This window comes from uncultured Alistipes sp. (genome assembly GCF_910580175.1).
Taxonomy (GTDB): domain Bacteria; phylum Bacteroidota; class Bacteroidia; order Bacteroidales; family Rikenellaceae; genus Alistipes.
This window is the reverse complement of sequence record NZ_CAJTXD010000004.1, coordinates 54,220-72,789: the sequence shown is the minus strand read 5'-3', so window position 1 is coordinate 72,789 and position 18,570 is coordinate 54,220. Positions and strand designations below refer to the sequence as shown.

Sequence of the window (18,570 nt, the reverse complement as noted above, 5' to 3'; positions counted from 1 at the left end):
ATCATCGTCCGCTTTTGAGTTTCAGTTTCTCGGCGAGGGCTTCGCAGCAGGCGTCGATGTTGCCGGCACCGAAGCTTACCACCACGTCGGTCTCCATGGCCGCCACTTCGTCGGCCAGTCTGTCGCGGTCGACGATCCGGCACGGCACGGTTACCCGCTCGGCGATAAGTTCCGAAGTTATGCCCGGAATCGGCTCCTCGCGCGCCGGGTAGATCGGCAGCAGCACCGCTTCGTCGGCATGGGACAGCGCCTCGGCAAAACCCTCGTAGAAGTCGCGCGTACGCGTATACAGATGGGGCTGGAAGAGCGCCGTGATCCGCCGCCCGGGGAACATCTTGCGCACCGACGTGAGCGTCGCGCAGAGTTCGCGCGGGTGGTGGGCATAGTCGTCCATGTAGACCTGCCTGGGGGTGTTGACATAGAATTCGAAGCGCCGTTTGACGCCCGAATAGGAGGCCAGCGCCTCGCGCAGCTTCCCGGTGTCGAGAGCCGTCCCTTCAGCCTGCGCCGCACACCACACGGCCGCCACGGCCGCCACGGCATTCTCGATGTTGACCCACCCGGGAATGCCCAGCGTGCATCCCTCGACCACACCGTCGGGCAGCGCCAGATCGTAGCGATAATATCCGCCCTCCAGCAACCGGATGTTGCGAGCATAAAAATCGCACGGCGTGTCGTAAGCATAACGGTAGACGCGGATGCCCGGATTGTCGATCGCGATGTCGACCCCCTGCTTGATGACCAGCGCGCCGCCTTTCTTGATCTGCCCCACGAACTGCGAGAAAGCTGCCTTGACGGCCTCGTGCGTGCCATAGATGTCCAGATGATCGGCATCGGCCGACGTGACCACCGCCACATCGGGAAACAACCGCAGGAACGAACGGTCGAACTCGTCGGCCTCGACCGCCAGTCGGGCGCCCGCGCCCAGCACCAGGTTGCCGCCGAAGTTCTTGGACAGGCCGCCCAAGAAAGCCGAACCGCCGCCGGTCAACCTCCGATTGAGCCACGCCACGAGGGTCGAAGTGGTCGTCTTGCCGTGCGTACCGGCTACGGCCATCACATATTTGCCCTCCGAGAGATGGCCGAGCATCTGCGAACGCTTCTCGATCGTAAAGCCATGCTCGCGGAAATAACGCAACTCGCTGTGCTCCTGCGGCACAGCAGGGGTATAGACCACGATCGTATCGCGCGGATCGAGAAACGGCGCCGGAACGGCCCGGATGTCGTCGTCATAATGGATCGCAGCGCCTTCGGCTTCGAGTTCGGCCGTCAGGCGGGTGGGAGTGCGGTCGTAGCCCGCCACCTGCCTGCCCTCGTGGAGGAAGTAACGGGCCAGAGCGCTCATGCCGATGCCGCCGATGCCCAGAAAATAGACTTTCGAAAATTCCATCACTTCAGCAATTCGATGATTTCATCCACAATATCCTCCGCCGCACGGGGCTTGGCCAAACGTTCGAGGTTTTCGCTCATGCGCCGCAACGCCTCCTTGTCGGCGAGCAGCTCCAGCGCCCGCGGCATCGCCTCGGTGCGGCACACGGCATCGGGCACGAGCACGGCGGCCCCCTGCTGTTCCAAAGCCCGGGCATTCATGGTCTGGTGATCCTCCGCCACGTTGGGCGAGGGAACGAACAATACCGGTTTGGCCACCAGGCACAACTCCGACACCGTGCCGGCGCCGCTGCGCGAAATTACCAGATCGGCCGCAGCATAGGCCAAGTCCATCCGCTCGATGAAGGCCCCCTGCCAGATTCCCGGCGTCGGGTGGGCCGCAAGGAAGTCGCGCATCTCGCGCTCGTAATATTTACCTGTCTGCCAAATCACTTGCACCGGAACTTCAGCACTGCCGAGCGACAGAATCCATGCTTTCATCATTTCGTTGAGCGACCGCGTGCCGAGCGATCCGCCGACCACCAGCACGACCGGCTTGCCGGACGTCAGGCCATAGTGCTGCAACGCCTCGGCCCGGTCGGCGCCCTGCTTGGAGAAACGGCCGCGCAGGGGATTGCCGGTCAACACGATCTTGCCGGCGGGGAAAAAACGCTCCATCCCGTCGTAGGCCGTACAGATGCGCCGGGCGCCCTTGGCCAATATCTTGTTGGTCACGCCGGCATAGGAATTCTGCTCCTGGATGAGCGTCGGCACGCCCATGCGCTGGGCGGCCCACAGCACCGGAGCGCTGGCATACCCGCCGAAACCCACCACCGCATCGGCGCCGAAGTCGCGGATCGTCCTGCGGGCCTTGCGGAGACTTCGCCACACCTTGAAAGGCACCAGCAGGTTGCGCCACTCCAGGCGCCGCTGCAACCCCGCAATAGGCAGCCCGACGATGCGGTAGCCCAGCGCGGGCACCTTCTCCATCTCCATCTTGCCCTCGGCACCCACGAAAAGCAACTCCACGGCCTCGCCCAAACGGCGCTTCAAAGCCTCGGCGACCGCCACGGCGGGATAGATATGGCCGCCCGTGCCGCCGCCCGAAAGAATGATATGTTTCGGCTGACTCATGATTTACTTCATATTATATTATCGGTTTCTATTTCGATCCGTTCGCCCAAAAACTTGGGCTTCTTGCCGAACGCCAGGTCGAGAAAAAGTTTTACCCGCGCCAAGCGCTCGCGCACCCACACGCGCACCATCCCGCCGACCTGCACCCAAATATTATATAGTTTCTGCTTCATCTTCCGATTCTCCATCTATCGTCCCCAACTCTCTCTGTCGAGCGATCGGTAGTTGATCGCCTCGGCCACGTCGGCCGCTTCGATCCGTGCGCGCCCGGCCAGGTCGGCGATCGTACGGGCCACCTTCAGAATCCGGTCGTAAGCCCGCGCCGAGAGCGACAGCCGGGTCATGGCCTGCTCCAACAACGCTGCCGAAGCAGCATCGAGCCGGCAATGCTCACGCAGCATCGCCGCATTCATCATCGCATTCGTATGCACTCCGGCACAATTGCTAAAACGTTTCATCTGCACCTCCCGCGCCCGGCACACCCGTTGGCGGATCGCAGCGCTCGGCTCGCCCGGCGCCGCATCGGCCAGATCGGCCGGCGCCACGGGCGTCACCTCGATGTGCATGTCGATGCGATCCATCAAAGGCCCCGAAATCCGCCCCATGTAACGGTGCACGCTCCCCGGCGAACACGTACACTCCTTGGTCGGATGGTTGTAGTATCCGCACGGGCAAGGGTTCATGGCGGCGATCAACGTGAAGTTGGCCGGATACTGCACCCGATAACGCGCCCGCGCCACGGTAATGCTTTTCTCTTCGAGCGGCTGGCGCAACACCTCCAGAGCGCTGCGGCCGAACTCGGGCAGTTCGTCGAGAAACAACACGCCGTTATGCGACAACGACACCTCGCCCGGATGGGGCGACTGCCCGCCACCGATGAGGGCCACCTGCGAAATCGTATGATGCGGCGCCCGGAACGGCCGCCGGGTCATCAACCCCGCGATCCGCGACAACCCTGCCACGGAATGGATCTTGGTCGTCTCCAACGCCTCGTCGGGCGTCAGAGGCGGCAGAATCGTCGGCATGCGCCGCGCCAGCATCGTCTTGCCCGAACCGGGCGATCCGATCATCAGCACGTTGTGTCCGCCGGCCGCCGCAATCTCCAACGCACGCTTGACATGCGTCTGACCCTTGACATCGGCGAAATCCTCATCGTAGCGGCCCGACACGGATGCCGCCGCTTCGCACTCCGCCGCCACGGCCGGGGCAAGTTCCGTCTCCCCGTTGAGCCATGCGACCGTTTCCCGCAAGTTCGCCACGCCGACCACCTCGACACCCCCGACCACAGCCGCCTCGGCGGCATTGGCCGCAGGAATGACCAACCGCCGCACACCGTCGCGGCGAGCCTGCACGGCCATCGGCAGAACGCCCCGCACGGACTTGACCGTGCCGTCGAGCGACAATTCGCCGGCGAACAAGGTATCGGCCACCGCAGCCGCGTCGACGCGCCCCATGGCAGCCAGAATCCCGACGGCGATGGGCAGATCGAACGCCGCACCCTCCTTGCGCAGATCGGCCGGCGCCAGGTTGACGACCACCTTGCGGCCCGACATCCGCTCGCCGGAGTTCTCGAACGCGGCGCGGATGCGCTGCTCGCTCTCCTTGACGGCATTGTCGGGCAACCCGACCAAATACAACCCCAATCCGCCGCCGGCGATGTTGACCTCGACGGTCACCGTCACGGCGTCGATCCCGACGACTGCACCTGCGAAAGTCTTTACGAACATCGTACGGAGTGCGGATAAAGGTTAAAAAGGCACCTCGTCGCTCAACGACGGCGGGGTCAAGTCGAACTCTCCGCCGCCCGAAGCCGAGGCCAGGCCGTCCGACACCAGGCTGCCGTTCAATCCGCTGGCATAGTCGTCGTAAGCCTGCTGGCTGTCGAGCGCCTGCGAAGGCGGCAGCAACGTGTCGTCCATGTCGGCGAAGCGGGCCTGCTCCTTGAGGAAGCGCAGGTTGACGTCGCACACGGCGCCGTTACGGTGCTTGGCTATGATGATCTCGGCCAGACCGGCCGTCGGCATGCCGTTTTCGTCCTGGTTGATGCCGTAGTATTCGGGGCGGTGGATGAACGCCACGATATCGGCGTCCTGCTCGATGGCGCCCGACTCGCGCAGATCGGAAAGCTGCGGGCGCTTCGAGCCGCCGCGCATTTCGGTGGCGCGGCTCAACTGCGAAAGCGCGATGATCGGCACGTTCAGCTCCTTGGCGATGGCCTTGAGCGTACGCGAAATGAAAGCCACCTCCTGCTCGCGGTTGCCTTTCGAATCCTGGTTGCCGGTCATGAGCTGGAGGTAGTCGATGATGATGATCTTGATGTCGTTGTGTATCTTCAGACGCCGCGCCTTGGAGCGGAACTCGAAGACCGAAAGAGCCGGCGTATCGTCGATGAAGAGCGGCGCGGCACCCAGCGGTTTGGTCGCCGATTCGAGGTGGCGCCACTGCTCGGGCGTCAGGCGGCCCGACTTCACGTCGTTGCCGCTCAAACCGGTTTCGGCGATGATCAGACGCATCATCAACTGCACGGAAGACATTTCCAGCGAGAAGAACGCCACGCCGGCCTCGTGATCGACGGCCATGTTGCGGGCCATCGAGAGGACGAACGCCGTTTTACCCATCGACGGGCGGGCGGCGATGATAATCAGGTCGGACAACTGCCAACCCAACGTCACGCGGTCGATGGCCATGAAACCCGACGGCACGCCGTTGAAGGCGCTGGTGTTCTTGGACGCCTCCTCGATCTGCATCAACGCCCGGGCCAGGATGTCCTTGGACGACTGCACCGAACGCTTGACGTGCCCCTCGGAGACCTTGAAAATCTCGCCCTCGGCGAAACCGATCAACTCCGTGACGTCGGTCGACTCGTCGTAGGAACGCTTCTGTATCTCGGTGGCCGACCGGATCAGCTCGCGCTGCACGTATTTCTGGGCGATGATCTTGGCGTGGAACTCGACATTGGCCGCCGAACCGACCTTCTGGGTCAGCTGCGCCAGATAGGAAGCGCCGCCGACCTTCTTCAACTCCTTCTTGACCTTCAGCCGCTCGGTCACGGTGTAGAGGTCGATGGGCTTCAGCTCCATCGACAACTCCTCGATCGCCTTGTAGATCGAGCGGTGCTCCTCGGTATAGAACGACTCGGGAGTGACGAACTCCTGCACGGCGATGATGCTGTCCTTTTCGAGCATCAGGGCGCCCAATACCGCCTCCTCCAGCTCGACCGCCTGCGGGGGCACGCTGCCGACCGTCTCGGTCAGCGCATCATACGCTTCGCTATTGCGCCGCGAAGGGGTGAAATCCTTAGCCATTGGGTTGGGTTCATATGGAGGCTTTTCGTGCCGGCGAAATCCGAACCGATCCGGCATCGCATTGCGGCTGGTCGAAAAACCACGCTTTCAAGGGTTCAAAAATAGCGATTCGGGCGGACATATCAAAAAAGTAGTCGATAAAAACAAAAAACATGTTTTAGATATTGCTTGCCAAAAAAGTAAAAAAATATTTTTACATATAAATTATTTCATTATATTGCAATAACTAAACTTAAGAATAGATGATATGAAAAAGAATTGCTTTATTGTCTATTTTTCATAGTTGCCACAACCAAGACGACTATTGCGAATGCAATGTCAATGAGATGCTTTCTGTACATATTAAAATTAATCCTATGATTTTTTATATGAAATCCTGCCTTTTCGTTTCCGCCATGTTGTTGTCCGTCGGATGCGCCGCACAGCAGCACGTCCAAGCCCGATCCGACACGGCTGCCGCCGAGGTCTTGACGCATGCGGTCGAAGCCGGGCATTACCGCATCGACATCGACAAGATCCACAGCCCCGAAGGCAAAAGCCTCGACGTGAACGACAGCTATTTCTGCACCACGCAAACGGGTGCCGTGCTCCAGTTGTCGCCGGAGGTCTTCCGCGAGCGGCCGTTCCGCAAATTGGGCGATTTGAGAAACGACTATAAGGTACTCGACCGAAGCGCTCCTGCAATCCGGAAGAACGGCGACCTGCAATTCACCGTGAGCATCGCCAACGAAACCAACCCGAAAGCAACGTACAAGCTGCTCGTGACGGTATATACCGGCAGCGACCGCTGCTCCGTGCGGATGACCCACGAACGAGGACAGACCTGCCTCTGCGAATTTCGCGGACGAATAAGTGCAAGATAAAAACAGACAAGTTCAGGGGGGGGGCAAGCATCCGCGGCTTCCCCCTTTTTCGGCGTCTTCTCCGGAAAATAAGTGTTTTTCACTCTTTCACGCCCAATTCGTGGCGCGATACGGCGAGCGCCGCCACGCTTACCCGGCAATCGGGCACGGCATGCACCACGGCTTCGATGCAGGCGATCAAGGTGGAACCCGTGGTCATCACGTCGTCGACCAGCAACACATGCTTGCCGGCCAACCGCCCGGGGTGTCGCACCGCAAAGGCGTTTTCCACGTTGTCCGCCCGTTCGCGGCGAGGCTTGAGCGCCTGCGAGGCGGTGTTGCGGCTGCGGCGCACACTGCGCCGGTCGACCCCGACACCCAGTTGCACGGCGATCCCCTCGGCGATATACTCCGCCTGGTTGTAGCCGCGCGACATCCGCTTGAACGGATGAAGCGGCAAGGGCACCACCACGTCGACATCGCCATAGAGGCCGCTCCCGCACAAGGAGGCGCCGTACCACTCGCCCAAAGCACGGGCCAGACGCCACGCACCGCGATACTTGAAAGCATGGATCGCCCGGCGCCAGCCGCTGCCATGCACATAAAACAGAAATCCCGAAGCGCGCACCACGGGCACCCGACCCCAGAACTTGCGCAGCACCGGATTGTCGGCTTCGGCCCAGAATCCGGTCAACGGGGCGGTCGCGCGGCACAACGTGCAGACGGCATGCTCGCCCCGGACCAGCGGCCCGCCGCACACAGGGCACACCGGCGGAAAGAAGAGCGCCGCCAGATCGCCGGCCCACTCACTGAGGATCGACATCGGGCACCACGACTATGGTTCGGAACTCAGGATGCCGGGCGAACGCCTGCAACACCTCGGTCAACAGTCCGCGCGCCCGCAGCGACGAGGCGCCGCTCTCAATCTTGAGCAGCAGCCCCACGAGATACTCGCCCCGGATGCGGTCGACGGGAGGAGGCGTCGGCCCCAGCAACCGCCGCCCGAAGCGGGTGCGCAACCGGGATGCCAGCTCCGCAGCACCGCGCCGCAGCAACTGCGGATCGCGATGGCGCAGCGTCAGCGACGTAAGGCGGGCATAAGGCGGATAGAAGAAGGCTTCGCGGTCGGCCAGCTGCGCCCGGGCCATGCCCTCGAAATCGCCCGCCGCCACCTGCCGGATCACGGGGTGTCCCGGCTCGGCGGTCTGAATGACCACCTCGCCCCCCTGCGCCCGGCGCCCGGCGCGCCCGGCGACCTGCATCATCAACTGGAAAGCCCGTTCGCCGGCCCGGAAGTCGGGGTTATTCAGCAGGTTGTCAGCATTGAGAATCCCGACCAGCGACACGCCCTCGAAATCGAACCCCTTGGTTATCATCTGCGTGCCGACCAAAATATCGGCTTCGTGGCGCGCGAACCCGGCGACTATGGCGTTGAACGCCCGCTGCGAAGTTACCGTATCGCGATCGAGACGCACCACGCGGGCCTCGGGAAAGAGACGGACGATCTCCTCCTCGATCTTCTCGGTGCCGAAACCCATCGGCACGACGTCGGTCACCCTGCACGAAGGACACTTCGCAGGCACCGGCTCGGCATGGCCGCAATAGTGGCAGACCAGACGCCCGCCGGCCTTGTGGTAGGTCAGCGTGACGTTGCAGTCGGGACAGCGGGCCGTCCATCCGCACTCCGTGCACTCGACATAGGGCGAAAAACCGCGCCGGTTCTGGAACAACATCGTCTGCTCGCCCCGATCGAGACGTTCGCCGATCTTATCCAGAAGCAATTTGTTGAAGTGGGCGTGCCGCTCGCCGCGGCGGGCCGCCCGCAACGTATCGGAGACCAGAATTTCGGGCATCCGGGCCTCGCCGTAACGCTCCGTGAGCGACGCACGGCCATATTTGCCTCCAGCGGCGTTGAGCCATGTTTCGAGCGAAGGCGTGGCGCTGCCCAGCAGCGTCCGCCCGCCGAACAGCCCGGCCATTACCACGGCGCAGTCGCGGGCGTTATAGCGCGGCGCCGGCTCGGCCTGCTTGTAACTGGCGTCGTGCTCCTCGTCGACGATAATCAACCGAAGACGTCCGAGCGGCAGAAATATCGACGACCGCACCCCCACCACGAACTCGCCCCCCTGCGAAGCGTTGAGCCGCAAGTAGGTTTCCGACCGCTGCCGGTCGGTCAGGCGCGAATGGTAGGCCGTTACCCGGCTGCCGAAGATGCGCTCCATGCGCTCGACGAGCTGGGCCGTAAGGGCGATTTCGGGCACCAGCAACAACACGTCGCCGCCCTGCGCCAACACATCGGCTATAAGATGGATGTAGATTTCGGTCTTGCCCGACGAAGTGACCCCATGCAACAAGGCGGTTCGTGTTCCGGTCTCGAATTGCCGGCGCAACTCATCGAACGCCGCCTGCTGGTGGCCGGTCAACTCGGGCAGCCGGAAAACGGGAGCGGCCCGCTCGACGGTACGTTCGTGCTCGACGATGCGGAGGTATCCTTTGCGCTCCAGCGCATGCAACACCGTCAGATCGGCCTGCAACAACCGCCGCGGCACCTCGCCGGGCGGAAGTCCGCCGCCGGAACCGGCCGACGCGATTTCGAGCAGCGCCCCGTACTGTTTGGGCGCCCGACGCTCCAAGGTCTCGAACGTCTCGTGCAAACGATTTTCGTCGTACAACTGCGGCGCCAGCGACACATAACGCTCCGTACGGGGCCGAAACTCCTCCTGGGCCAGCAACTCGGCGCTGTCGGCCGAAGGCTTCATCAAAGCGGGCAACGCAGCACGCATGACCTCGCCGAGCGAACACATGTAATAAGAAGCGATCCACTCCCACAAAGCGATCTGACCGGCCGAGAGGAGGGGCCGGTCGTAGAGCACCCGCTCCACGGACTTGATCCGCTTGAAGTCGGGCCGCCGGTCGTGCACGCGCCACACGATGCCCGCATAGAACCTGCGCGGGCCGAACTGCACCGCAACGGCGCAACCCGCCGCCAACGCCATCCCCTCCGGCACAGCGAAGGTATAGGCCGGCTGCGCCAAAGGCAGCACGATGTCGGCGTAGCGCTCCATCTACATCTTGGGCAGAGCCTGGAAACCCTGGCCGTAGACGCCCGCCACGGAGCCGATGGACATGAAAGCGGCCGGATCGACCGACTTGACGACCTTGAGCACCTTCGATGTCTCGCGCTTGCGGCACACGACGACCACGACCTTCATCGGCTCGTGCGTATAACCGCCCATGCCGTCGAGCAGCGTCACGCCGCGATGCGCATCCTCCAGGATCGCCTTGGTAATCTCCTCGTACTTGTGGCTCATGATGAGCACCTGGTTGGACTGCTGGTTGCCCGACATAATCATGTCGACCGTATAACCGAACACGGCCGTGAGGATATAACCATAGACCACGGTATTGAGCGTCGAACCGACGAGCAGCGACGAACCGATAATCATGAAGTCGGAGCACATGACGATGTTGCCGTAGCGCACCGTACGGTACTTGTTGATGATCATCGCCACGATGTCCACGCCGCCGGTCGAACCGCCCTGCTTGAAGCAGACGGCCACGCCGATGCCGGCCAAAATACCGCCCAGAATGACCAGCAGGATGTTCTCCATGCCGACGAACAATCCTTCTGCGGGCAACAACCACTCCCAGAAATTCATGGCCACGGAGATCATGATGATCGAAAAGACGGTCTTGATGCCGAACTTCCAGCCGACGATGAACCCAGCGACCAACAACAACACGGCATTGATGTAAAACACCATGTCGCCGATGCTGACCTCCCAACCGAAACACTGGCTGACAGCCTTGCAGAGCACCAGCGAAAGACCTGCCGCACCGCCGCCCATGCCGTCGGCGGGCAAGATGCAGCCGATCCAACCGAAAGCATAGAGAAACATGCCGACACTCATCAGAAAATATTCCTTGACAACGGCAAGGATGCGGGATAACGACAAGGTAATGGTCATGGCACAAGGAATTATGGTCAGGACAAATGTATAAAAAAAATCGTCAAGATATACCCTGCCGAGACACTTCGAAAACGAATAATGAACCGGAACCCCTGGAAACCCGCGAAAAACTGCGGCCGCCCGGCTCTCCGGCTCCCGCCACAGCCCGATCATCCGCCCGTTCGGAACTCCGCTTTCGACGGCGAAGCATCATAAAGCTCGCCCTGCCAGGCATCCAGCTCCTCCAGTCTTGCTTCGAGCATGGCCCACAGCCGCTCGTTGCGCACCAGACCCCAGTTGGGGCCGTAGTGGTAACGCGGCGGCGCCTCGGAAGCGAACCGCTCGACGACCAACGAAGGACGCAGGCGCCGCAGAATCTCCGTAAAGAGGTCGATATATGCCTCCGGCGTCCAGAAACGGAACCGCCCGGGGTCGGCGTCGTACTCGGCCGCCATCGGCGTACCGCGGAAAACCTGCAACTGATGGAACTTGACCGTCGTCAGCGGCAGGGCATTGATGAGGGAAATCTGTGCGAGCAGCATTTCGTCGCTCTCGCCCGGAAGCCCCAGAATGAAATGGGCGCCGACATGCAATCCCCGCGCGGCGGTCATCCTCACGGCCCGCTCGGCCGCGGCGAAGTCGTGGCCGCGGTTCACGGCGCGCAAGGTCTCATCGCAGGTCGACTCGATGCCGTACTCGATGGCCACATAATGCGTGCGTGCCAATTCGGCAAAATAATCCAGCTTCTCTTCATCGACGCAGTCGGGCCGCGTGCCGACGACGATCCCGGCCACCTCCGGGCGGGCCAACGCTTCGCCGTAGAGCGTCTGCAACCGGCCGAGCGGCGCATAGGTATTGGAAAACGACTGGAAATAAACCAGATAACGCGAAGCGCCGCGGTAACGCCGCCGGTGGAACTCGATCCCCTCGTCGATCTGCTGCCCGACGCTCTTCGAAGGGCAACAATAAGAGGGGGTGAACGCTCCGTTGTTGCAGAACGTACACCCTCCCTGGGCTATCGTGCCGTCGCGGTTGGGACATGTGAAGCCGGCATCCACCGAGAGCTTCTGCACCCGCCCGCCGAACAACCGGCGAAAATATCCGGCATAAGAATTATACCGCCGCGAATCGCCCCAAACGTACATGCTGTCCGAACTCATGCTTCCGATCCTCCGCCTGGCCCGCGCCGATGCAGGCATGCGGCGGCCTGCCCGCCGACAAGGGGCGCGCCGCAGCCGCAAGTCATGGCGTCAAAACTTCCAAGCGCTCTTGTCCAGAACCGCTTTAGGAGCCTGCGGCACATGCTCGAAGAACTTCATGCCGGTCGTAGTCTCGATCTCGGCGACCGAAGTCATGACCGACGTCAGCGTTGTTCCGGAATAAGCCCGGTTTTCGAGCCAGAAGCCCACGCACTGCAACTCATCGGCATCGAGCTGGTAGAGCGGCTTGCCCGTATTGCCGGCTTTGGAACGGATCATGACCTTGTAGAAATTCGTCGGCACATAAACCGTATTCTGCGGCGAGGCATTGTCCAGACACGTCACGTCGGTATTGGCGAAATAAGCCCCCGTTACCACGAAAAGCGTATCGGCGCACACGTTGTTCCAAGTGCGGTCTTCGAGCGTCGACCAGATGCCTGAATTGAAGTTGGTCTGCTTCTGGGGCGTCATGTTGGTAACGTAGAACGTCTGTTCGTTCATGCCGACGCTGCCCGTGCGGTCGTTCGACGCGAGCATGTGGCCGCGCGAATAATCGAGTTCGCGGGGCTTGTAAGACCCCGACACCAGATAAGGCTGCACCGACTTGGGAACGATGGGATCGAACGCCCATTTGTCGGTACGCTTGGTGGAACCCTTGTAACTTGCATGGATCGGATAAGCTACCCACATGGCGCACTTCATGGCGTTGCTGTAACATACGGTATAACTGCGCAAGTTATTCTCGAACACGCCCGAAGCGGTCGTAAAAGCGGGGCAGATGTGGGTCGCATAATAAAGATCGGCACCGGAGGCCTTGACAGGCAGTTCGGGCCAACCGGAATATGCTCCGGGCCGGGGGGGGGTCGGATCGTCCGGATCGGGTTTATCGGGATTCTCCGGATTATCGGGATTCTCCGGATCGTCCGGCTCCACGCTGGCTTCGCCGGTATCGAAAACGGCCGGCTGACCGATCAGCCGCTGGCCGTTCAGCTCGACGTAAGCGTAGATCATGTAGTGCGTGCGAGGAGTCAGGCCCGTGATCCGGCAACGCAGGATCGTCCCCTCGACCACCGGATCGGTTACCGTGACCGCCACAGCCGAACCGCCCTCCGAAGGCAGGCAGACGAAACCGCTCCGGCCTGCCGACAACACGCCTTCGCCCACCAATGCCAGACACCGGACATCGACATTCGTCCCGTCGACCGTGACCTCCGGCTGCCGGAACCACTGGCTGTCGCCGCCGCCGACCTGATCTTCGTCGGAACAAGCAATGACCGTCATGGCGAAACAATACATTGCAAACACAAAGATTCTCCTCATAGAAATCGATTTAGTTCTCTATCTTCTTATTCTCTGTTTTTCGAATCCATCCAGATGGTCGCCGGGCCGTCGTTGACCAGCGACACCTGCATCTCGGCGCCGAAACGGCCGGTCGGCACCTTCCGCCCGAGCAACTCTTCGACCCGGCGCACGAACGACTCGTACAAGGGTTTCGAAATCGCTTCGGGCGCAGCCCTGACATACGACGGACGGTTGCCCTTGCGCGTGGAGGCCAGCAGCGTGAACTGGCTCACGGCCAGCACCTGGCCGCCGATCTGAGCCACGTCGAGGTTCATCACTCCGGCCTGGTCGTCGAAAATCCGCAGCCGCACGAGCTTGCCGGCGAGGTATTCGGCATCCTCGGGCGTATCGTCCGTCCCCACGCCGACGAAAACCAGCAAGCCGGCCCCGATTTCGGAGAAACGCCTGCCGTCGATGTCGACCGAGGCGCTCCTTACCCGTTGGATCAACAGGCGCATGGCTGGACGTTTTCGAAACAAGCCCACAACTTGTCCCCCGCGGGAACGGGAGCCGTGACCTCGACGGGTTCGCGGCGCACAGGATGCTCGAAAGCTACGCTCCGGGAGTGGAGCGAGATGCCGCCTCCGGGCAACGAGCGCCGGGCGCCGTACTTCAGGTCGCCACGGATCGGGCACCCGATCTTCGACAGCTGGGCGCGGATCTGGTGGTGGCGCCCCGTCAACAACTCGACCTCGACGAGCGTATAATGGGTTCCGGCACCGGCCATGCGGTATTTCAACCGAGCCTCCTTGGCCTCGGGACGCGGCGCATCGAAAGCCTTCGAACGATTGGTGCGTCCGTCGCGGAGGATGTAATGCCGCAGCTCGCCGCTCTCCTCCGCAGGCCGGTTTTCGGTAAGCGCCCAGTAGACCTTGCGGATGCTGCCCTGGCGGATCATTTCGTTGAGCCGCACGAGGGCTTTCGACGTCTTGGCGAAAAGCACGGCCCCGCTCACGGGACGGTCGATGCGGTGCACCACGCCGAGGAACACCTCGCCGGGTTTGGCGTCGCGCGCCTTGATGTAAGCCTTGATCTGATCTTCGAGAGCGCTTGCGCCCGAAGGATCGGGCTGCACCAGATCGCCGCAATGCTTGTTGACGATCAACAGATGGTTGTCTTCGAAGAGGATGTCGTCGGGCGAAAACATGGAGCTAAAGAATGAAAGTGAAGGGGAGCAACAGGGCCGCCGATCCGACCGCGGTCGCTGTGCCGTTGCCGCTCATGATGACCCGCATGGGGCTGCCCTGACGACGCTCCACGTCGACCAGCACCTGGCGGCACTGACCGCAGGGATAGCACTCGCGTTCGGAAGGTTCCGAGGCGATGGCCAGCGTCTCGACCGGATCGTCGGCATAGTTGGCCTGCGCATAGAAAAGCAACGACCGCTCGGCGCACAATCCGGCCGGGAAAACCTCGCTTTCGATGTTGCCGCCGTAGAGGATGCGACCGCTGCGCAGCCGGGCCGCAGCCCCCACGCAAAACTTCGAATAGGGAGCATGCGCCTTGGCCGTGGCGCGCCGGGCCTCCTCCACCAACAGACGGTCGGCCTCCGGCAACGCTTCGAGCGACTCGTAATGCTCGTAACTGAATCGATATTCCTTTTCCATAGTTGAAGGAAGTAAGAGAACAAATATACAACAAAAAAATCGAATCCGCCAAATGCGGCGCCCAACCGCACGGAACACCGGGAAACGCCGTCCCGGAAACGCCGGTGGGAAAATATCACCCGGAAAACATTGGTCGGGAAACGCCAACTCCGAATATCGCTTATAGTTGCCGCTGCACGACCCGCAACCAGCACTCTGCAACCGGCACTCTGCAACCGGCACTCTGCAACCAGCACTCTGCAACCAGCCTTCCGCACTCCGCATCCTGCGCCCTGTATTCCGGCCCTGCGCCCTGTATTCCGGCCCTGCAACGACGAAGAGGACACCGCCGGGGCATCCTCTCCAGACTCCGGGCCATGCGCACAGGCGCTATTCGAGCACGAACTTGGTCTGGACGCTGTATTGCAGCTTGATGGTCTTGAAGTCGAGCGGCTCCTCCTCGGCGGCGCCCTCGGCAGCCGCGGTATCCATCATCTTCATGCTGCGCATGGTCAGCCCGTTGTTGTAATATGCGGGCAAGATGTCGTTATTCGAATCCCAGATGTAGAAGCACTTGCCGATGCGCTGGCCGATCGCCTCGGCCAACGTACGGGCGCTCTGCTGCGCATTGCGGATGGCTTCGACGCGCACCTCCTCCTTGAGGGCGTCGATGCGCGAATGCGACACCTTGAGAATCGAGACGTTCGAGATGCCCAGGTTGTCGAGCGCCTGCCATACTTTCGACACCTCGGCAGCCGAACCGAGCTGCAACTGGTATTTGGCGGTCGCCACCGAACTCTTCTTCTTGAAGAATTCGCTCGACAGGTTGGCCACCTTGAGCTGCTTCTCCACGTCGATGCCCTGGCGGCGAAGCGCCGCGATCATGTCGCGCTGCTGGCTCTCGACCGAAAGTTTGCCTTTCGAATCGCGCTCGTTGATGACGATCGAGAGGTAGAACTCATCGGGCACGACCTCCTTTTCGGCACGGCCGTTGACCTGAATATAACTGGGATAGGCTTCGGTGCTCTGAGCCATCGAAGCGGCCGCGGCAAAGAGCGCGGCGGCGAACAAAACGAACTTTTTCATGATCTCTCGGTTTTATGTTTCTGCTAACGCTGCAAAATAAACGCCGCAAAGGCCGATTTAGTACGTCGGCGCCCTCGAAATTTATACGCATGCCCTAACGGCGCACCAATTTTACCACGTTTTCGACATGATGCGTGTGGGGGAACATGTCCACCGGCTGCACGGCCTCGATGCGATAGGCGCCGTCCAGCAAAGCCAGATCGCGGGCCTGCGTGGCGGGGTTGCAGCTCACGTAGACGATCCGCTCGGGCGCGGCCCGCAGGATGACGCCGATGACCGGCTCGTCGACCCCGGCACGCGGCGGATCGAGAATGATGACGTCGGGCCGTCCGTTGGCCTCGACGAACGCATCGTCGAGCACCTCTTTCATGTCGCCCGCATAAAACGCCGTATTTTCGATGCCGTTGATCGCCGAATTGATCTTCGCATCCTCGATGGCCTCGGGCACATACTCGATCCCCACCACGCGGCGACAATAGCGCGCACAGAAGTTGGCGATGGTGCCTGTGCCGGTGTAGAGGTCGTAGAGCACGTCGTCGGGCTTCAGCGCAGCGAACGTCCGCGCCACCTTGTAGAGTTCGTAGGCCTGGGCCGAATTGGTCTGGTAGAACGACTTGGGGCCGACCTTGAAACGCAGACCCTCCATCTGTTCGACGATATGATCCTTGCCGCGGTAGCACACCGCATCGAGGTCGCCCGTCGAATCGTTGAATTTGGTGTTGACGACATAGAAAAGCGACGTGATTTGCGGAAATTCGGCGGCCAGATGATCCAGCAGCGCCTCGATCTTCGGCCGGTCGTCGGCGCCGAACACCACGATGACCATCGCTTCGCCCGTCGAAGCGGTACGCACGATCAGGTTGCGCATCAACCCTTCATGCGTCCGGGCATTGTGGAATGTATAGCCGTGCTCCAGGCAGAAACGCTTGGTTTCGAGCCGGACAGCGTTCGACGGCTCGGGCTGCAACCAGCATTTGCGGATGTCCAGCACCTTGTCGAACATCGAGGGGATGTGGAATCCTGCGGCGGGTTCGGCCTCGATGTCGCCGCCGGCCGCCACCTCCTCGTGCGTCAGCCAACGCCGGTCGGCGAAAGTGAACTCCAACTTGTTGCGGTAAAACTGCGTATGCTCCGACCCCAGACACGGGGCTATTTCGGGAAGCTCGACCTTGCCGATGCGCGCGAGCTGGTCGCGCACCTGACCGGTCTTGAAACGCAGCTGCTCCTCGTAGGGCAGGTTCTGCCACTTGCAACCGCCGCAGACCCCGAAGTGCTGGCAGAAAGGCTCGGCCCGCAACGGCGACTTCTTTACGTAACGGACTACATATCCTTCCATGAACCGACGGCGTTTAAGACGGATCTGCACGTCGACCACGTCGCCCGGAACGGTCATCGGGACGAAAACCACCTGCTCGTTCCAACGCCCCATGGCCTTGCCCTCGGCAGCAAGGGTCGTTATTTGAAGCCCTTCGATCAAAGGGTAATTCGCTTTTTTTCGTGCCATAGCATTTAAGATAAAATGACGACCCGCAGCGACAAAAAGCGGGCGCTTCCGAACCTCCGTTCGATTCTCAATTTTTCGTTTTCAACTTCTGCCTAACGCCGCCCAGCCAGAAACCCAGCGCGAACGGCCCGCCGACCAACACGACCAATGCCAAGACAACGTACAACAATACCCGGCCGACGATCCCCGGCACGGCATCCATCGTCGAAGCCAACAACTCCTCGGCCGTGCGGCGCAACTGCCCCACCAAAGCCTGGCGCTCCTGCGTGACGTAACCTTGCAAGGCCTCGCGCTGACGCCCGAAGTCGACGAACGCATTGTCGACCAACGCATTCATCGTGTCGACCAACTGCGCCACCTCGCTGTTCAGCCCCATCATGATGCGATCCGAAATCTCGGGCAGATGCTCGGCCACGAGCACCAGACGGCCGAAGTCGCGCTCCAACGAATCGAGCTGCGCCCCCAGCTGCACGTGCAGGCTGTCCTGCCGCAACTCCATCTCCAACATCTCTTTCGACCAGCCGACGCTGTTGGCCAACTGGTGGGTCTGACCGCTCAACCGGTCGTTGATATCGGCGATTACCTCGGCGATGGTGCCGGTCGTATGATCCGCCTCGACGCCCTGCTCGCGCAGGAACTCGATCCACGCAAGCGTGGTGTTGGCCGGCTCGACGCCCTGCTCGGCGAGGGGATGCTCCCGGACGAACCGCTCGACGAACCGCACCATCAACTCGTAGCGCTCCCCGGTCAGCGCCTGCCGGGCCAGCCGCCCGATGCGTCCGTCGAGCCGCGCCGCCGTGGCACGCGCCAGATCGCTCTGCGCCCCGAAAAGCAACGAATCGGGCATCGCAGCGAACCCCTCGTCCATCCTCCGGCAGAGAATCCACATGTCGGCCAGCGCCACATCGGGAATGCTCTGCATGGCGGCCGAAACGCCTGCGCGGGTAGCACGGATCTTCCATCTCACGGCCGCCAGACGGGTTGCCAACTCGGGCGCCGCCTCGACGATCGAATCGGCCGCACGGGCCACCTCCGACGAAAAATCGTAGTAGAACCCGCGGGTCAGCAACCGGGTTTCGGCATCGCGCCGGGGCAGCGGATCGCCCGACGAGACCGAGACCTTCAAAAGCGAACAACTTGCGAAAGCCGCCGCAGCAAAGAGCAACACCCAAAAACGCTTCATGGCAAAATCGATACGGTTTGCGGAGTCAAAGATAGGCATAATCCGCAAAAAAACACGAAGCAAAAGAAAAGC

At 61.6% G+C, this 18,570-nt stretch carries 17 protein-coding genes; 1 reads left to right on the top strand and 16 read right to left on the bottom strand.

Annotated elements, in window-relative coordinates:
• Position 1: 1 nt before the first annotated feature.
• Genes murC through dnaB form a run of 5 tightly spaced genes read right to left on the bottom strand, consistent with a single transcriptional unit; the run spans position 2 to position 5,807 of the window.
• Positions 2–1,390: a UDP-N-acetylmuramate--L-alanine ligase gene (murC, locus tag QZ298_RS06200; protein ID WP_296006799.1), complete on the bottom strand. Its 1,389-nt coding sequence runs from the start codon at positions 1,388–1,390 to the stop codon at positions 2–4.
• Positions 1,390–2,502 carry an undecaprenyldiphospho-muramoylpentapeptide beta-N-acetylglucosaminyltransferase gene (murG, locus tag QZ298_RS06195; RefSeq protein WP_296006796.1) on the bottom strand — a complete coding sequence of 371 codons (1,113 nt, stop codon included), beginning with the start codon at positions 2,500–2,502 and terminating at the stop codon, positions 1,390–1,392. Before murG ends, murC begins: the two co-directional genes overlap by 1 nt.
• Before the next feature lie 8 nt (positions 2,503–2,510).
• Positions 2,511–2,675, bottom strand: a complete 165-nt coding sequence (locus QZ298_RS06190) for a hypothetical protein (protein ID WP_296006793.1) — start codon at positions 2,673–2,675, stop codon at positions 2,511–2,513.
• Positions 2,676–2,690: 15 nt separating this feature from the next.
• Positions 2,691–4,229 (bottom strand): YifB family Mg chelatase-like AAA ATPase, encoded by a 1,539-nt coding sequence (locus tag QZ298_RS06185; RefSeq protein ID WP_296006791.1) that lies wholly within the window; start codon positions 4,227–4,229, stop codon positions 2,691–2,693.
• Positions 4,230–4,250: 21 nt separating this feature from the next.
• Entirely contained in the window at positions 4,251–5,807 is a 1,557-nt protein-coding gene (gene dnaB / locus QZ298_RS06180; protein WP_296006788.1) for a replicative DNA helicase, read from the bottom strand.
• A 356-nt stretch (positions 5,808–6,163) separates the two neighbouring features.
• Between dnaB and QZ298_RS06175 the strand changes: the two genes are divergently transcribed.
• Positions 6,164–6,670 carry a hypothetical protein gene (locus tag QZ298_RS06175; protein WP_296006786.1) on the top strand — a complete coding sequence of 169 codons (507 nt, stop codon included), beginning with the start codon at positions 6,164–6,166 and terminating at the stop codon, positions 6,668–6,670.
• Positions 6,671–6,749: 79 nt separating this feature from the next.
• Here the strand turns inward: QZ298_RS06175 and QZ298_RS06170 are convergent, their stop codons facing one another.
• From QZ298_RS06170 to QZ298_RS06120, 11 genes are all read right to left on the bottom strand, one after another.
• On the bottom strand, positions 6,750–7,472 hold the full coding sequence (locus tag QZ298_RS06170) for a ComF family protein (protein WP_296006783.1): 723 nt from the start codon (positions 7,470–7,472) through the stop codon (positions 6,750–6,752).
• Positions 7,456–9,714, bottom strand: a complete 2,259-nt coding sequence (gene priA / locus QZ298_RS06165; protein WP_296006780.1) for a primosomal protein N' — start codon at positions 9,712–9,714, stop codon at positions 7,456–7,458. Before priA ends, QZ298_RS06170 begins: the two co-directional genes overlap by 17 nt.
• Positions 9,715–10,617: a YitT family protein gene (locus QZ298_RS06160; protein WP_296006777.1), complete on the bottom strand. Its 903-nt coding sequence runs from the start codon at positions 10,615–10,617 to the stop codon at positions 9,715–9,717.
• Positions 10,618–10,769: 152 nt separating this feature from the next.
• Entirely contained in the window at positions 10,770–11,744 is a 975-nt protein-coding gene (locus tag QZ298_RS06155; RefSeq protein WP_296007124.1) for a TIGR01212 family radical SAM protein, read from the bottom strand.
• Between the two features lie 105 nt (positions 11,745–11,849).
• Positions 11,850–13,118 carry a DNA/RNA non-specific endonuclease gene (locus QZ298_RS06150; protein WP_296006774.1) on the bottom strand — a complete coding sequence of 423 codons (1,269 nt, stop codon included), beginning with the start codon at positions 13,116–13,118 and terminating at the stop codon, positions 11,850–11,852.
• A gap of 26 nt (positions 13,119–13,144) precedes the next feature.
• The gene (gene dtd, locus QZ298_RS06145) at positions 13,145–13,597 is read right to left on the bottom strand and encodes a D-aminoacyl-tRNA deacylase (RefSeq protein ID WP_296006771.1); all 453 of its coding nucleotides are present in this window, start codon (positions 13,595–13,597) and stop codon (positions 13,145–13,147) included.
• A complete protein-coding gene (locus tag QZ298_RS06140) occupies positions 13,585–14,286 on the bottom strand; it encodes an RluA family pseudouridine synthase (RefSeq protein WP_296006768.1) in 702 nt (233 codons plus the stop codon). The genes dtd and QZ298_RS06140 overlap by 13 nt, the downstream gene beginning before the upstream one ends.
• A 4-nt stretch (positions 14,287–14,290) precedes the next feature.
• Positions 14,291–14,746, bottom strand: coding sequence for a cytidine deaminase (locus QZ298_RS06135; protein WP_296006765.1), 456 nt, complete (start codon positions 14,744–14,746; stop codon positions 14,291–14,293).
• A 369-nt stretch (positions 14,747–15,115) separates the two neighbouring features.
• Positions 15,116–15,811, bottom strand: coding sequence for an SIMPL domain-containing protein (locus QZ298_RS06130; protein ID WP_296006762.1), 696 nt, complete (start codon positions 15,809–15,811; stop codon positions 15,116–15,118).
• Between the two features lie 94 nt (positions 15,812–15,905).
• Positions 15,906–17,315: a 23S rRNA (uracil(1939)-C(5))-methyltransferase RlmD gene (rlmD, locus tag QZ298_RS06125; RefSeq protein WP_296006759.1), complete on the bottom strand. Its 1,410-nt coding sequence runs from the start codon at positions 17,313–17,315 to the stop codon at positions 15,906–15,908.
• Between the two features lie 67 nt (positions 17,316–17,382).
• Entirely contained in the window at positions 17,383–18,498 is a 1,116-nt protein-coding gene (locus QZ298_RS06120) for a hypothetical protein (protein WP_296006756.1), read from the bottom strand.
• Between the last annotated feature and the right edge of the window lie 72 nt (positions 18,499–18,570).

Coding starts and splice junctions, on each gene's coding strand:
- QZ298_RS06130 (WP_296006762.1), bottom strand. CDS start 15,811: ATGAAAAAGTTCGTTTTGTTCGCCGCCGCGCTCTTTGCCGCGGCCGCT.
- QZ298_RS06170 (WP_296006783.1), bottom strand. CDS start 7,472: ATGTCGATCCTCAGTGAGTGGGCCGGCGATCTGGCGGCGCTCTTCTTT.
- QZ298_RS06135 (WP_296006765.1), bottom strand. CDS start 14,746: ATGGAAAAGGAATATCGATTCAGTTACGAGCATTACGAGTCGCTCGAA.
- murG (WP_296006796.1), bottom strand. CDS start 2,502: ATGAGTCAGCCGAAACATATCATTCTTTCGGGCGGCGGCACGGGCGGC.
- murC (WP_296006799.1), bottom strand. CDS start 1,390: ATGGAATTTTCGAAAGTCTATTTTCTGGGCATCGGCGGCATCGGCATG.
- QZ298_RS06155 (WP_296007124.1), bottom strand. CDS start 11,744: ATGTACGTTTGGGGCGATTCGCGGCGGTATAATTCTTATGCCGGATAT.
- dtd (WP_296006771.1), bottom strand. CDS start 13,597: ATGCGCCTGTTGATCCAACGGGTAAGGAGCGCCTCGGTCGACATCGAC.
- dnaB (WP_296006788.1), bottom strand. CDS start 5,807: ATGGCTAAGGATTTCACCCCTTCGCGGCGCAATAGCGAAGCGTATGAT.
- QZ298_RS06120 (WP_296006756.1), bottom strand. CDS start 18,498: ATGAAGCGTTTTTGGGTGTTGCTCTTTGCTGCGGCGGCTTTCGCAAGT.
- QZ298_RS06140 (WP_296006768.1), bottom strand. CDS start 14,286: ATGTTTTCGCCCGACGACATCCTCTTCGAAGACAACCATCTGTTGATC.
- priA (WP_296006780.1), bottom strand. CDS start 9,714: ATGGAGCGCTACGCCGACATCGTGCTGCCTTTGGCGCAGCCGGCCTAT.
- QZ298_RS06190 (WP_296006793.1), bottom strand. CDS start 2,675: ATGAAGCAGAAACTATATAATATTTGGGTGCAGGTCGGCGGGATGGTG.
- QZ298_RS06160 (WP_296006777.1), bottom strand. CDS start 10,617: ATGACCATTACCTTGTCGTTATCCCGCATCCTTGCCGTTGTCAAGGAA.
- QZ298_RS06150 (WP_296006774.1), bottom strand. CDS start 13,118: ATGAGGAGAATCTTTGTGTTTGCAATGTATTGTTTCGCCATGACGGTC.
- QZ298_RS06185 (WP_296006791.1), bottom strand. CDS start 4,229: ATGTTCGTAAAGACTTTCGCAGGTGCAGTCGTCGGGATCGACGCCGTG.
- QZ298_RS06175 (WP_296006786.1), top strand. CDS start 6,164: ATGATTTTTTATATGAAATCCTGCCTTTTCGTTTCCGCCATGTTGTTG.
- rlmD (WP_296006759.1), bottom strand. CDS start 17,315: ATGGCACGAAAAAAAGCGAATTACCCTTTGATCGAAGGGCTTCAAATA.